The sequence below is a fragment of the Ruegeria sp. ABV3_008 genome, from assembly GCF_056161185.1.
Map to the genome: position 1 here is coordinate 24,382 of NZ_JBSWYP010000015.1, position 14,531 is coordinate 38,912.

The 14,531-nt window shown below is 57.6% G+C and carries 15 protein-coding genes and 1 pseudogene; 13 read left to right on the forward strand and 3 right to left on the reverse strand.

The window, feature by feature from the left end:
• Positions 1-115: 115 nt before the first annotated feature.
• Positions 116-1,024, reverse strand: a complete 909-nt coding sequence (locus ACXAH8_RS20465; RefSeq protein ID WP_475190527.1) for a LysR family transcriptional regulator — start codon at positions 1,022-1,024, stop codon at positions 116-118.
• 129 nt (positions 1,025-1,153) lie between these two features.
• On the opposite strand from ACXAH8_RS20465, the gene ACXAH8_RS20470 reads away from it, so the two are divergent.
• The gene (locus tag ACXAH8_RS20470) at positions 1,154-1,378 is read left to right on the forward strand and encodes a YjiS-like domain-containing protein (protein WP_475190524.1); all 225 of its coding nucleotides are present in this window, start codon (positions 1,154-1,156) and stop codon (positions 1,376-1,378) included.
• Entirely contained in the window at positions 1,368-1,592 is a 225-nt protein-coding gene (locus ACXAH8_RS20475; protein ID WP_475190522.1) for a DUF1127 domain-containing protein, read from the forward strand. The genes ACXAH8_RS20470 and ACXAH8_RS20475 overlap by 11 nt, the downstream gene beginning before the upstream one ends.
• Before the next feature lie 341 nt (positions 1,593-1,933).
• Here ACXAH8_RS20475 and ACXAH8_RS20480 read toward each other — a convergent pair.
• Positions 1,934-2,216 (reverse strand): annotated as a pseudogene (locus ACXAH8_RS20480) (DDE-type integrase/transposase/recombinase); the annotation flags it as partial.
• Positions 2,217-2,291: 75 nt separating this feature from the next.
• Between ACXAH8_RS20480 and ACXAH8_RS20485 the strand changes: the two are divergent.
• Positions 2,292-2,450: a hypothetical protein gene (locus tag ACXAH8_RS20485; RefSeq protein ID WP_475220411.1), complete on the forward strand. Its 159-nt coding sequence runs from the start codon at positions 2,292-2,294 to the stop codon at positions 2,448-2,450.
• Between the two features lie 102 nt (positions 2,451-2,552).
• Here ACXAH8_RS20485 and ACXAH8_RS20490 read toward each other — a convergent pair whose 3' ends face one another.
• Positions 2,553-3,560 (reverse strand): LacI family DNA-binding transcriptional regulator, encoded by a 1,008-nt coding sequence (locus tag ACXAH8_RS20490; RefSeq protein WP_475220412.1) that lies wholly within the window; start codon positions 3,558-3,560, stop codon positions 2,553-2,555.
• Positions 3,561-3,727: 167 nt separating this feature from the next.
• Between ACXAH8_RS20490 and iolG the strand changes: the two genes are divergently transcribed.
• The 10 genes from iolG to ACXAH8_RS20540 all read left to right on the forward strand — a co-directional run bounded on the left by iolG (position 3,728) and on the right by ACXAH8_RS20540 (position 14,449).
• Positions 3,728-4,750: an inositol 2-dehydrogenase gene (iolG, locus tag ACXAH8_RS20495; RefSeq protein ID WP_475220413.1), complete on the forward strand. Its 1,023-nt coding sequence runs from the start codon at positions 3,728-3,730 to the stop codon at positions 4,748-4,750.
• Positions 4,751-4,854: 104 nt separating this feature from the next.
• Complete coding sequence (locus tag ACXAH8_RS20500; protein WP_475220414.1) at positions 4,855-5,775, forward strand: substrate-binding domain-containing protein; 921 nt, start codon at positions 4,855-4,857, stop codon at positions 5,773-5,775.
• 71 nt (positions 5,776-5,846) lie between these two features.
• Complete coding sequence (locus ACXAH8_RS20505) at positions 5,847-6,956, forward strand: ABC transporter permease (protein WP_475220415.1); 1,110 nt, start codon at positions 5,847-5,849, stop codon at positions 6,954-6,956.
• A 1-nt stretch (position 6,957) separates the two neighbouring features.
• Entirely contained in the window at positions 6,958-7,779 is an 822-nt protein-coding gene (locus ACXAH8_RS20510) for an ATP-binding cassette domain-containing protein (protein WP_475190510.1), read from the forward strand.
• A 115-nt stretch (positions 7,780-7,894) separates the two neighbouring features.
• Complete coding sequence (locus ACXAH8_RS20515; protein WP_475220416.1) at positions 7,895-9,805, forward strand: bifunctional 5-dehydro-2-deoxygluconokinase/5-dehydro-2-deoxyphosphogluconate aldolase; 1,911 nt, start codon at positions 7,895-7,897, stop codon at positions 9,803-9,805.
• Positions 9,802-11,631, forward strand: coding sequence for a 3D-(3,5/4)-trihydroxycyclohexane-1,2-dione acylhydrolase (decyclizing) (iolD, locus tag ACXAH8_RS20520; RefSeq protein ID WP_475220417.1), 1,830 nt, complete (start codon positions 9,802-9,804; stop codon positions 11,629-11,631). The genes ACXAH8_RS20515 and iolD overlap by 4 nt, the downstream gene beginning before the upstream one ends.
• Positions 11,631-12,536, forward strand: coding sequence for a myo-inosose-2 dehydratase (gene iolE, locus ACXAH8_RS20525; RefSeq protein WP_475220418.1), 906 nt, complete (start codon positions 11,631-11,633; stop codon positions 12,534-12,536). The genes iolD and iolE overlap by 1 nt, the downstream gene beginning before the upstream one ends.
• A 5-nt stretch (positions 12,537-12,541) precedes the next feature.
• Complete coding sequence (iolB, locus tag ACXAH8_RS20530) at positions 12,542-13,348, forward strand: 5-deoxy-glucuronate isomerase (RefSeq protein WP_475220419.1); 807 nt, start codon at positions 12,542-12,544, stop codon at positions 13,346-13,348.
• A gap of 1 nt (position 13,349) precedes the next feature.
• Positions 13,350-14,129 (forward strand): TIM barrel protein, encoded by a 780-nt coding sequence (locus ACXAH8_RS20535; RefSeq protein ID WP_475220420.1) that lies wholly within the window; start codon positions 13,350-13,352, stop codon positions 14,127-14,129.
• Between the two features lie 98 nt (positions 14,130-14,227).
• Entirely contained in the window at positions 14,228-14,449 is a 222-nt protein-coding gene (locus ACXAH8_RS20540; RefSeq protein ID WP_475220421.1) for an alpha amylase C-terminal domain-containing protein, read from the forward strand.
• Positions 14,450-14,531 lie beyond the last annotated feature (82 nt).

The window sequence follows — 14,531 nt, forward strand, 5'->3', positions numbered from 1 at the left end:
TTCAAAGAATTTTCTCGTTGGTGTGAAGCTTTCTTTGTGTGCTGGTAAACCAAATTCTTGTGTCTCCGAACCCCTTGCTATTTCTTGAACTTTAGCAAGCGATTTTTTTCGAGGCTTAGCTTTGAGCTCTAACCGAGCGGCCACCAAACTCTTGAACAAGAAATTCGATAAAGGCGCGCGTTTTTGGCGCCAAGTTTCTTCGGTCCGCAAACATGGCGACAATCTCAGTGCTTGGAGGAGCGTATTCTTCGAGGACATGCACCAATTCACCGGATTTGAACTTCTCTTCCGCCAAGTAAGAGGGAAGCCTTGCGATCCCCATTCCGGCCAAGGTCGCTTTAAAAATGACGTCTGTACTGTTCCCCTGAAAACGACCTTGCACCTCAAAGTCCTGCGTGTCGCTCGGGTTCTGATTCCGCCAATAATTGCGCCCATCACCTTGGGAAACCCTAAGACAGTTATGGCTCGAAAGATCAGAGAAGCTTTCAGGGGCTCCGTGGCGAGCCAAATATGAAGGGGCCGCGCATAAGACCCGATGGCTGCTCATTATCCTGCGGGAAATGGTGTCCGGATCTTTAGCTTGCTCGGCAAAGCAAACGACTGCGTCATAACCCTCGGTCTGCAAATCAATATTCCGGTCCGTAATGTCTAGCGCCACTTGTACATCAGGAAACTGGTCCAAGAACTTTGGCAACGCTGGGATCAATTGTGATTTTCCAAACGCCACAGTAGATGCGACTTTCAAATTTCCTCTAGGATTTCCGTCCAGTTGTGAAATCAGGTCTTGGGCCTCTTTGAACTTGGCGGCCATCGCTTTGCAGCGGTCATAAAACTCTTGCCCTTCTTGCGTTGGAATAACACCGGTTCTCACGCGGTTGAGTAAACGATGCTTTACGTGGTTCTCGAGAAGGCTGATCTGTTTGCTCACCGCCGATGGCGTCTGCCCTAACGATCGCGCGGCAGCCGAAATGCTTCCGTGGTCAACCACGGTCGCAAACATCAACATTTGTGAAGCGATATCCATCGACACCTACCAACTATGCCACTTTGGCAAGGGGGCTGTTCCAAAACCGTGATTGTGAGCGCTATCAAAATCTCCTAATTCTGCAATGCAGCAGATACGCTGCGATGCAGCAATGGCTGAGGTGTAACAATGGCACATTTACCCGCAATAGCTCGTCCAATAGCCGTTCTGGAGGCTGGCCGCACATTGTTTGAGCAAGCAAACAATAGGGTGCAAAGCTTCTTGGCGTACCAAAAGGTTTATCGGAGCACCTACTATGAGCTTTCCGTCCTCACGGATCGCGACCTTTCGGATATCGGTGTCCCCCGTAGCAATATCAAAATGCTTGCTAAGGAGGCTGCAAATGGCAAATAGCTTGCACCCGTCCCCTATTTGGCAATCCAAGAACAACTTGTTGGCTTTGATTTGGGCCAGGCTTACATCGCATCTAAAATCCTCTTTGAAGACCTATCAATACGCTCGGATGATGTCGGCACTTTCCCAGCTCAGCGATTCCCAGCTTTGTGAAATCGGCATTTCTAGAACTGAAATACCCAAATACGCGGAAAAGCTGATGCAAAGCGAATGAGTTAATTCGTTCGGAGGCTCGTATCAATTGGTACAATAGGAGAACTTAGCATGAAACAACAACTGGATTACTGGCTCTCGCTCCTCCCAGAGTAGGTCAGTACTAGCGGCGGCGAAAAATCAACAGGGAGCGCCAACGCACTGGGTCAGCATTTTCAACTCCTCCCGAGAATGCTGACCCAGATGGAACTTGGAAGACTTGGTCCTCGAGCAGTAACAATTGAAGGCACTTAACCCCATGCCTAGCGCTGAAAGCATCCAGGCTCTTTTCCATAAAAAGATATTTAGCCTTGACGGTTATCAGGCGTTTTGCCGCCAAGTGCTTATTTATGGCGCCGGGATCTTCTCGACGGCTCTATAGAGATAAATCCATTTGCCGCGAACACGAATGTATGTCGTCCATGCGCCAAGAGCTCAGCGTTGGGCGTTTTTTCGATTGCGCTCGCTCAGCAACTATTGGTGAATATTTCACGACCCACCTGGTGAGAGTTGCGTGGTCCACATTCACGCCGCGTACGGCCATGATCTCTTCCAAATCACGAAACGACACTGTAAATCGCAAATAGAAATACACGGCGTACAAAACCGCATCCTTTGGAAAATGACAGCCCTTCAATGAGATCATGCTGAAACCTGTTACAGAACTATACGCTAAGAACTAACGTCGGAACCTGTGGGCTCGTAAATCCAGACAAAAAGTTTGCGACACATCCTTCCGGACAGTTACGAGCGCGCTGAGGCCGTTGTCGGTGAGCTGCACCAAGTTTCATACAGCAAGATTGCCGCCGTGGTGCAAGAGATTGCCCATACCCCAGAACAGGCCATTCACATCCATGAAGATGACGGTCACAGCTTGTAAGGGTTATTCAGCGGCACGAGCTGCCGATACTACGGCGATCAATCTCGAGCGCCGGACTGCGCGCCTGGCAAGCACCTTTGAGACCCTTGATCAAAGAGCAGCCTATGCGCTCTTTCGGATAATCAAGTTTCCGAGAAACGCGTTTAACTTCTTGGTGCGTTTCTTGCCCTCAAGGACATCCACCAACGCATCTGCCATTTCCGTCAGAGGCTGGCGATACGTTGTCAATTCATAGTGCGGGCTCGAGGCTTGAGGAGCGTTGTCAAAACCAGTAACAGCGATGTCCTCTGGCACGCGCAGACCGAGCTCAAAGCGGATCGCATCAATCGCTCCCATAGCCAGCGCATCGTTTTCGCAGACCAGAACATCCGGTAGCTCTGACTTTGGTGTATCCCGGAACCACTCAGACACAAGATCGTATGCCATTTTGGGATCATACCGCTCGACTGACGCAAATTTGGGACGTGAGCCGGTGGTCTTTTCCCATTGCGAAAGGAATGTTTCCTTCCGTTGAAGATGTGCCGATTGAGATTGCGGGCCTGCGATGAACAACGGATTGCGATAGCCCGCCAAGAAGACATGCTGCGTAATCGCGGTCATGGCGGCACGATCATCGCAGCAGATCGAGATCGTCTCGTCATTGCTGGACATCCGGGCAAAGACGATCAGTTTCTTGACCCTCTTGGCCCCGAGCGCAGTTTCAAGGCTTTGGTCATTGAAACTGACCCCAATGAGAACGGCCGCATCGACCCGCCTTTGGCTTGCATTGAGCAGAGCGGCCGAGGCGTCTTCTTCGTCGTTCGTGTTGACGAGCAGGGTGTCGTAGCCGTTCCTTCGTAATATGCGTGTTAGGCGTTCCATCATGATCAGCTTGTGCGGGTTGGCAAAGTCATCGACCAGAAGTGCCACCAGATTGGTTCGGTCAGTGGCCAGGCTTGCTGCCAGAAGATCCGGGACATAGCCGAGTTCCTCGGCTGCCGTCATGACTTTTTCGCGTGATCTGGCGGAGATTGACGCGTCCTTCTTAAAGGCGCGATTCACTGTCCAGCGGGACACGCCAGCAAGCGCTGCCACGTCATCTGCCGTTATGGAGCCGCCCTGATCGTTCATCTTTTTCGCCGACCTCCCTGTTTTCGAAACTCTTGGAATCACAAGCGATCCGTGTCCGGTGCTCAGCGTAAGAATAGCAGAGGTTTGCACCCGCGTGCAGAAATTTCTTGCACGCGGGTGCAAAATCATTGATGCTCCCTCTTAAACGAGAATCGGGAGGTCTCAGGATGCGGGTTGGATTGCTCGGCGCAGGGCGCATCGGAAATGTTCACGCACAGGCGATTTCTTCGCATCCGGAGAGCGAACTCGTCGCAGTTTCGGATGCATTTGATAAAAGCGCCCAGGCTCTCGCGAAGAGCCATGGCTGCGAGGTTCGATCCTCGGATGAGATCATCGCAGACAGCTCCATTGATGCCGTCCTTATCGCGACGTCGACCGATACACATTCCGACCTGATCGAGGCAGCCGCCGCGGCTGGCAAGGCGGTCTTGTGCGAAAAGCCTGTGGACCTAAGCCTCCAACGCGCGTCAGCCTGTCTTGGCAATGTCGGTGACAAGGCGTCACACATCATGATCGGTTTCAACCGCCGCTTCGATCCGAGCTTCGGCGCGCTCAAGGCCGCCATCGACGCCGGTGAGATCGGCAAGCCAGAGTTGCTGTCGATCACGTCTTTTGACCCCGCTCCGCCACCGGTCGAGTACATCAAGGTCTCAGGAGGTTTGTTCCGGGACATGATGATTCATGACTTTGATATGGCGAACTTCATCATGGGCGATACGCCGGTGTCCGTAAGTGCAATCGGGACATCGATCGTCGATCCCTCCATCGGCGCGGCAGGTGACGTCGACACCGCTGCGGTAACGCTGACTTATGCAGACGGTCGCATCGCAGTGATCAAGAACTCCCGGCGCGCGGTCTATGGATATGACCAGCGGGTCGAGGTGTTGGGCTCTGAAGGTCTGCTTCAGGCACAGAATGTGCTCGAGAACACACTGGTGAAATCCACGACGGCCGGCGTGAACAGCGCTAAACCGACATACTTTTTCCTCGAACGGTACATGCCCGCCTACAAGGCCGAATGGGCCGCTTTCGTTGAAGCCGTTCAGGGCAAGTCGGAGATGCCGGTCAACCTGCACGACGGCGTCGCAGCACTGGCCATGGCTGAGGCTGCAACCCAGTCGGCGAAGACCGGACAGCCGGTCGCGATGGCAGACATTCTTGAGATTTCGGGTCGCGGGGAGGCGGCCTGACAAGAGGCACTCGTCCTCTCTGGGCGATGCGAAATGCGCGACGGAGTCGCGTGAAAGAGCCGCCGGGTGACCGGCGTGAAAGACAAACCAGGGGAGGATCCCAAATGAAAACTTTTATAAAAGGCGCCATCGCCGCAACTGCGATCGCCGTGACAGCACCAGCTGTGGCACAAGACATCTCGGTTGTTGTCCACGGTCAGGCAAACGATGCTTTCTGGTCCGTCGTCAAAGCGGGCGTCGATCAGGCTGCCGCCGATACCGGCGCAAACGTGTCTTACAACTCGCCCGAAACCTTCGACATGGTTCTGATGTCGCAGTTGATCGACGCTGCTGTGAACGAAGAGCCCGATGGCTTGATCATCTCGTTCCCCGACCCCGATGCGCTCGGGCCGTCGGTTGAACGTGCGATTGCGGCTGGCATCCCCGTCATCACCATCAACGCCGGTGGTGCGCAGGGCAAAGAGCTGGGCACGGCGATGCATGTCGGCCAGGACGAATATGACGCAGGTGTCGCCGCTGGTGCAGCGCTTGCCGAAATGGGAGGCACGAACGCGCTTTGCGTGAACCAGGAAGTCGGCAACATCTCTCTCGACCAGCGCTGTGCTGGCTTTGAGGAAGGTTTCGGCGGCACCGTGACGGTTCTGCCGACTACCAACGATCCGGCGGAAATCGAATCCAAGGTTGCCGCTGCTCTGGCATCCGACGAAAGCGTCGACACCGTGATGGCACTGGGCGCATCCACGGCTGGTGAGCCTTCCGTTGCTGCAGCGAAAGCTTCGGGCCGCGACGTGAATGTCGCCACGTTCGACCTTTCGGCTGGCTTCCTGCAGTCGATCGTTGACGGCGATGCCGCCTTCGCTCTGGACCAGCAGCAGTACCTGCAGGGCTACATGGGCGTCTCTATCATGGCGTTGCAGGCCAAGTACGGCCTGATGCCGGGTGGCGACGTGGCTTCCGGCCCGAACCTGATCACCGCCGACAAGGCCGCGCAAGTGATCGAGCTGTCAGCTCAAGGCATCCGCTAAGCCTTTAGCAAAGAACAAAAGTGAGTGGCGCAGGCTTGCGCCACTCACAAGCCAAAGGGGGAGGAAATCCAATGAGCGACACGACACCGAATTCAATGGCAGACGAGAGGATCAAGGCGGAGCCTTTGCTCTCGCGCCTGATGAAACGGCCTGAGCTTGGCGCCATCGCGGGTGTTGTGCTGGTGGCTATCTTCTTCGTGATTACCGCCGATAGCGCGATGTTCACGACCTCTGGCATTATTAACTTTCTGACACCCGCCGCACAGCTTGGCATCCTCGCCATCGGCGCCGCGATGCTGATGATCGGCGGCGAGTTCGACCTTTCTATCGGATCGATGGTTGCCTTCGCCGGGCTGTTCTTTGGGGTCTGCGTGATGGTTTGGGGCTTGCCCCTGGTTGTCGCCATTCCTCTGACTTTCCTGTTCTCGGCCTTTGTAGGCGCGATCAACGGGGTCATCGTGATCCGGTCTGGCTTGCCGTCCTTCATCGTGACCCTTGCGTTTCTTTTCATCCTGCGCGGTCTGTCGCTCGTCGGCTTGAAGTGGGCGTCCGGTGGCTCCACCCAGTTGCGCGGCGTACGCGATGCGGCCGAGAACGATTGGCTCGCGCCTGTTTTTTCCGGGGATGCCTTCCCGGGGCTCTTTGCCTGGCTGGCCGAACGCGGTCTGGTCGAGACTTTCAAGAATGGCGCTCCCAAGGTTGCTGGTATTCCAGTTGAGATTTTGTGGTTCATCGTTCTTGCGCTGGTCGCAACTTATATCCTGCTGCGCACGCCCGCCGGCAACTGGATCTTCGCGGCGGGTGGTGACAGCACCGCAGCCTCGAATTCCGGCGTGCCGGTCAACCGGGTCAAGATCTCGCTCTTCATGGTCACGGCTTGCTGCGCCGCGCTTGTCGCCATCATCACCGTGATCGACGCAGGCTCGACCGACGCGCGTCGCGGTTTCCAGAAGGAATTCGAGGCGATCATCGCCGCGGTGATCGGCGGCTGCCTTCTGACCGGCGGCTACGGATCTGCCATTGGGGCCTTTTTCGGCTCGATCATCTTCGGCATGGTGGTGATCGGCCTCACGTACACCGACTTTGACCAGGATTGGTTCCAGGTCTTCCTGGGCGGCATGCTCCTGATCGCGGTTCTTTTCAACAATGCCATTCGCAAACGCGTCACGGGGGAGCGTTGATATGACCGAAGACAGCAAATTCCACCACGGCGACGTGAATGACAACGTGGCACCAATCGTCCAGATGAAGGACATTGAGAAGCACTTCGGCAACATCATCGCGCTTGCCGGTGTCAGCTTCGACATTCGTCCGGGTGAGTGCCATTGCCTCTTGGGTGACAACGGCGCTGGTAAGTCGACTTTCATCAAGACGATGTCAGGTGTGCACCAGCCCACGCACGGAGAAATCCTGTTCGAAGGCAAGCCCATGAGTTTTGCCACCCCGCGAGACTCCATGGAGGCAGGCATTGCGACGGTGTTCCAGGATCTTGCCATGATCCCGCTCATGTCTGTTTCGCGCAACTTCTTCATGGGACGCGAACCGACGAAGGGGCGCGGTCTGGCCAAGCGGTTCGATGTGGACAAGGCCAATGAGATCACCATGAACGAGATGCGCAAGATGGGGATCAATCTGCGCGGCCCGGATCAGGCGGTTGGCACGTTGTCCGGGGGCGAACGGCAGACGGTTGCCATTGCCCGTGCGGTGTATTTCGGGGCCAAAGTTTTGATCCTTGATGAACCAACTTCTGCGCTAGGTGTGCGGCAAACATCGAACGTTCTGGCGACAATCGACAAAGTGCGCTCGCAGGGTGTGGGTGTGGTCTTCATCAGTCACAACGTACGTCATGCGCTCGCAGTAGGTGACCGCTTCACCGTACTCAACCGTGGCAAAACCCTCGGAACGGCGAAGCGTGGCGAAATCAGTCCTGAAGAGTTGCAGGATCTCATGGCAGGCGGCCAGGAACTGGCGCAACTCGAAGGATCGCTTGAGGGTACAATCTGATCTGTATCTCCCAATACCATTCATGCTCCTCCCCGTCGAAGTGAATGGTGATGGGGCTGACTGAAGGAATTTGGTCAGCCCCATATCTTGAAATCTAATCTTATGGATGCATCTCATGTCTGACCTCGATCTCATCACCATTGGCCGCTCGTCCGTTGACCTCTACGGCGCGCAGATCGGCGGGCGTCTGGAAGATATGGGGTCGTTCGACAAGTATATCGGCGGTTCTCCGACCAACATCGCCTGCGGGACAGCGCGCCTCGGGCTGAAATCCGCGGTCATCACGGGCGTCGGCGACGAGCATATGGGCCGGTTCATTCGCGAGCAGCTTGAACGCGAGGGTGTGAACACTGAGGGCGTCAAGACCGACCCTGAGCGGCTGACAGCCCTCGTTCTATTGGGCATCCGGGATCAGGAGCAATTCCCGCTGATCTTCTATCGCGAGAATTGCGCGGATATGGGGCTGACGGAGGCTGATATCGATCCCGACTTCATCAAGCGCGCCCGCGCCGTCGTAGCGACCGGGACGCACCTGAGCCATCCGCAGGTGGAAGCGGCAACGATCAAAGCGCTGGAGATTGCGCGCGCGAACGGACAGCAGACCGCGCTCGACATTGATTATCGGCCCAACCTCTGGGGCGTGGCCGGGCATGGCGACGGTGAGAGCCGGTTCGTTGAAAGCGCTGCGGTCACGGCCAAACTGCGATCGACTTTGCATCTGTTTGGTCTGATCGTCGGCACAGAGGAAGAATTCCACATCGCCGGCGGGTCAACCGACACCATCGCAGCGCTTCGCGCGGTGCGCGCGGTATCCAGCGCGACGCTGGTCTGCAAACGCGGTGCGGCAGGGGCGGTGGCCTTTGCTGCAGATATTCCTGACAGCCTTGATGACGGAGAGACAGGGCCGGGTTTTCCCATCGAGGTATTCAATGTTCTGGGGGCTGGCGACGGCTTCATGTCCGGTCTGCTGAAAGGCTGGCTCGATGGCGAGGACTGGCCAACCGCTCTCAAATACGCCAACGCCTGCGGGGCTTTTGCCGTCAGCCGCCACGGCTGCACGCCCGCCTATCCAAGCTGGGAGGAACTGCAGTTCTTCTTTGACCGCGGCATCAAGCGGCCTGATCTGCGAAACGACGCCGAACTGGAGCAGGTCCACTGGGCGACGAACCGGGCGGGCGACTGGTCCTCGGTGAAGACCTTTGCCTTCGACCACCGGCTGCAACTGGAAGAGATGGACGGCTACACCAAAGAGAAGGGCGCGGCTTTCAAGGAACTCTGCCTTGAGGCGGCGCTGAAAGTCCAAGCAGGGCGCGCTGGCTATGGCATCCTCTGCGACAACCGGATCGGGCGCTCTGCGCTGCACAAGGCCACGGGGACCGGGCTTTGGATCGGGCGGCCGACCGAGCTGCCGGGCTCGCGGCCCATCGAATTTGAGCCGGACCTGGGCGAGGACCTGGGCCGTTTGCGCGAATGGGCGCGGGATAACGTGGTCAAATTGCTCGTTTTCTGCCATCCGGATGACGACAATAAGACCGCAAAGATGCAAATCGCGCGTGTAAAGCGGCTTTTCACGGCAGCTCGGCGCAATGGTCTGGAATTCCTGCTTGAAATTATCCCGTCGAAGGTCGGTCCAGTTGATGATCAGACCTCGGCGACGCTGATACAGGCTTTCTACGACGCGGGCGTCTTCCCCGACTGGTGGAAACTGGAGCCCTTCAAATCCGAGGTGGCCTGGGTCAATGCTGTTGCCGCGATCGAGCGCAACGATCCCCGGACGCGTGGGATCGTTGTTCTGGGTCTCGACGCGCCTGAGGCCGAACTGGCGGAAAGTTTTGCGCTGGCCGCCAAGCAGCCGTTGGTCAAGGGTTTCGCCGTGGGACGGACGATTTTCGGAAACGCTGCGCGCAACTGGCTGGCAGGGCATATCACGGATGGCGAAGCCGTGACCGAGATGGCCGAGAACTATCAGCGCCTTTGCGAGATTTGGGACAAGGCTCGGACCCAAGCCATGGAGAACGCCGCATGAGCAAGACAATTCGTTTGACCGCCGCGCAGGCCATGGTGCGCTATGTCGCGGCCCAATTGACCGAGGACGGCGAGCCGTTCATCGCGGGCTGCTGGGCCATCTTCGGCCACGGCAATGTCGCTGGTATTGGCGAGGCACTTTATGCTAGCCGCAAGGCTTTGCCGACCTATCGCGGCCACAACGAACAGACGATGGCCCATGCTGCCATTGCCTATTCAAAGCAATTGCGTCGAAAGCGGGCGATGATGGTGACATCCTCGATCGGTCCCGGCGCGACCAATATGGTAACGGCGGCGGGGCTGGCGCATGTGAACCGCTTGCCCGTGCTGTTGGTGCCGGGCGACGTGTTCGCGAACCGGGTCCCGGACCCTGTGTTGCAACAGGTCGAGGATTTCGGCGACGGGACCGTATCGGTGAATGACGCGTTCAGGCCCGTCAGCCGCTACTTCGATCGCATCATGCGACCGGAACAACTTCTGACCGCCCTCCCACGCGCCTTCCGCACCATGACGGACCCGGCGGACTGCGGCCCGGTTACGCTGGCCTTCTGTCAGGATGTGCAGGCCGAGGCCTTCGACTATCCCGAAAGCTTCTTTGCCCCGCAGGTCTGGCACCAACGGCGGCTTCGTCCGGATGAAGGCGAACTTGCCCGGGTTGCAGAAGTTCTAAAGAACGCCAAATGGCCCGTTGTCGTGGCGGGCGGCGGAGTACACTACGCCGAGGCAACAGATGCGCTCCGGGCCTTTGCCGAGACCCACAACATCCCGATTGCGGAAACACAGGCCGGAAAGTCAGCCCTCCCGTGGGATCACCCGCTGAACCTTGGGCCCATTGGTGTGACCGGGGGAGAACCCGCCAATGACGTCTGCGCCGAGGCGGATGTGGTCTTGGGAGTCGGCACACGGTTTCAGGATTTCACCACCGGGTCCTGGGGTCTGTTCGCCAATCCGTTGCGCAAAATCATTAGTCTGAATGTCGCGGCCTACGATGCGACCAAACATGGCGCGATGCCGCTGCAGGCGGATGCCCGGGTCGGTTTGGAGGAACTGAGTGCGGCAATAGAAGGGTTTCGCTGTGCAGTTCCCTCAGGAAGCCTCAAGTCCGGTTGGTTCGCTAAGGTGGATCCCCTGACGGACGCGCCGAAGGGCAACGCGCTTCCGACCGACATGCAGGTGATCGGCGCGGTGCAGCGGGCCGCCAATGCCAATACCGTCGCCATGTGCGCTGCAGGCACCATGCCGGGCGAATTGCACAAACTGTGGAAAGCGGGTCGCCCCGGGTCCTACCACATGGAATACGGGTTCTCCTGCATGGGGTACGAGATCGCTGGAGCCTTGGGCATCAAGATGGCTGAGCCCGAGCGCGACGTGATCTGCTTTACCGGTGACGGCACCTACATGATGGCCAATTCCGAGATGGCGACGGCGGCAATGATGGGCATCAGCTTCACCGTCGTGGTCACCGACAACCGCGGCTATGGCTGTATCAACCGGCTGCAAATGGGCACCGGCGGGGAAGAGTTTAACAATCTACTGGACCACGCAATCGGCGGCGAAAACTCCAACATCGACTTCGCCAAACACGCTGAAGCCATGGGAGCGACCTCCGTCAAGGTTACCTCGATTGCCGAATTGGAAGAGTCGCTAGCCAAGCGGGACAGCATAACCGGCCCCTATGTGGTCGTCATCGACACCGATCCCTATCCGTCCACTGAACTCGGCGGCACATGGTGGGACGTCAGTGTTCCGGAAGTCTCCGAGCGAGCCGAGGTGAATGCGGCTCACCAAAATTACATCAAAAACAAGCAAACCCAGCGAGCAGATTGATGAGTGTGAAGATCGGTATATCCCTGATCGCCTGGCAGAACGACGATCTGCCGGAACTTACGAAAGACTACACCACCGAAGGTGCGATGGAGGATGCCGCGAAGATCGGATACTCTGGCGTCGAACGAGGCCGCCGTATGCCAGCCGACACGGAGGGCCTCCGTGCCTATCTGGACAGATATGGCGTAGCGCTTTGTGGAGGGTGGTGTTCTGGTGATCTGATGCGCATCTCGCTCGCCGATGAAAAGGAGGCGATTCACCAGCAAGTCGAACAATTCGCTGCGCTTAATGCGCCCTGTATCGTCTATGCCGAGTGTTCGAACACCATTCAGGGCAATATCGACCAACCCGTGAGCCAGCGCCCCAAACTGACGCGGGATGAGGTTATGGCCTATGGCGCGAAGTTGTCTGAGCTGGCGAAATGGTCAAAAGATCAGGGTGTTGCTCTTAGCTATCACCACCACATGGGTGCGATGGTTCAGGATGCCGAAGACATTGATTGGCTCATGGAAGGCTCGTCCGAGGACCTGACGCTGCTCTTCGACACCGGGCATTTGCACTTTGCGGGGGCCGACCCCGTCGCCGTCCTCGAAAAATGGGGTCATCGCGTCCACCACGTCCACTTCAAGGATGTGCGCCAGCCGGTGCTGGACTGGGTGGGCGCTGAGGACAAAAGCTTCCTCGATGGCGTTGCAGCCGGAGTCTACTCGGTGCCTGGCGACCCGGAAGGCTGCATCGACTTTCAGGCCGTGACCGACAAGCTGAAGGCTATGGACTATGACGGCTGGATCGTCGTCGAGGCCGAACAGGACCCGGCCAAGGCACCGCCGTTCGAATACTCGAAGCTTGGTTATGACCACATCACCCAAATCTGCGGCCGCTCCGGCCTCGACATCGAGAAGTAAAGCCCATGCCCGACCTCCTCAGAAAACCCTTTGGCACCCGCGGCAAGGTCCATCAGATCACCCCGGAAAGCGCGGGCTGGCGTTATGTCGGCTTCTCGCTCTACCGGCTCAAGGCAGGCGACACCACCGCAGAAGCAACGAGAGACCAGGAGGTCATCCTCGTGATGGTCGAGGGCAAGGCCGCGATCACCGGGGCAGGTCAGGACTGGGGCGTGCTGGGCGACCGGATGAATGTCTTCGAGAAAACGCCGCCCCATTGCCTCTATCTGCCGAACGGTACCAAGTGGGAGGCCAAGGCCGAAACCGATTGTGTCATCGCTGTTTGTTCCGCACCGGGGCAGGGCGGGCATGAGGCGCGCCGGATCGGCCCCGATGGCATCATGCTCACCGAACGCGGCAAGGGCACCAACACGCGCCACATCAACAACATCGCGATGGAAAACGAAGACTATTGCGACAGCTTGCTGGTCACGGAGGTCTTCACCCCAGCAGGCCACTGGTCGTCCTATCCCAGCCACCGCCACGATGAAGATGATTTCCCGCGCATCACCTATCTGGAAGAGACCTACTATCACCGCCTGAACCCGGCTTCAGGCTTTGGCATCCAACGCGTCTACACCGACGATGGAGGCCTCGATGAAACGATGGCGGTATCCGATGGCGACGTCGTCCTGGTCCCCCGCGGCCACCACCCCTGCGGCGCGCCCTACGGCTTCGAGATGTACTACCTCAACGTCATGGCCGGCCCGCAGCGCAAATGGCGCTTCGTGCCTGCTTCAGAGGTCGAATGGATCATGGAACGGGACGCCTAAGATGACTGCACCTTTTCAACTCGCTGCCTGTGCAGAGATGCTCTGGCAAGACAAACCGATCGCATGGCGCGCGGCAAAGCTACACGAAATGGGCTTTGGTGTCGGTCTGTGGAACTGGCCCGAATGGGATATAGACGCGCTCGAGAAAACCGGCGCGAACTTCACCATCATGAACGGATATCTTGAGGGGCGCCTGGCGGACGACGAGGGCGCGGACATGCTGCTGAAATCTGCGTGGGAGACGGCGCAGGTCGGCAAGAGGTTGGGCGTCGACCGTCTGAACCTACACGGCACTGGGCTTGGCGATGGTGGCATCCCGATCCCACACCACGGTACGTTTACGCCCGGGATGGAGCTTCGCGCCCGCGATACGCTCAACCGCATCTGTGACATGGCCGAGGAAGAGGGCGCGACGTTCACGCTGGAAAACCTGAACCCGCTGGACCATCCGGGATGCCCGTTTGGATCAACCGAGGCCGTGCTGTCCCTCGTTTCCGCCGTCAACCGCCCTCAGCTGCGGATCAACCTGGACCTCTACCATACCCAGATCGGTGAAGGTGATTTGATCCGCTGGTGTGAAGCTTGCCTGCCATGGGTTGGGGAGGTTCAAGTGGCAGACAATCCAGGTCGCTGCGAGCCGGGAACGGGCGAAATCAACTATGCGGCGGTTGCGCATGCCCTTGCTGATTTAGGCTATTCCGGCCCTGTCGGCATGGAGGCGTTTGCAAAAGGCGACGAGGAAGCCGCGCTGGAAGCCTTCCGGGACGCATTCACGCTTTAGGTTTCGGATGTCGGCAGAAACATCCCGCAGTCTTCACTGAGTATCTGCTCCAAAAAGTCCAAGACAGTTCGAACGCGCCGGGCAACGGATTGGTTTTCGTGCCAGACGAGCCCGTAGCTGCGCGTGACGGATACAGGTTGGGTGTTCCGAATTCAGGTGAATGGGAGGTTGTTCTGAACAGCAATGCCGAAGAGTTCGGTGGATCAGGTTACGGTTCTGAAACCTATTCGAGCGAACCGGTCGCATGGAGCAATCAGAAGAACTCTATATCCATGCATCTGCCGGGAAACACCACGCTGTTTCTTAAACAAAAGGGATGAATGTCCCTTTGATGTGTTCGCCTACTCAGATTTAGTCGGCGAACGCAGCAAACCGTTTGTGAGAGTTTTTCCGGCGTAAATT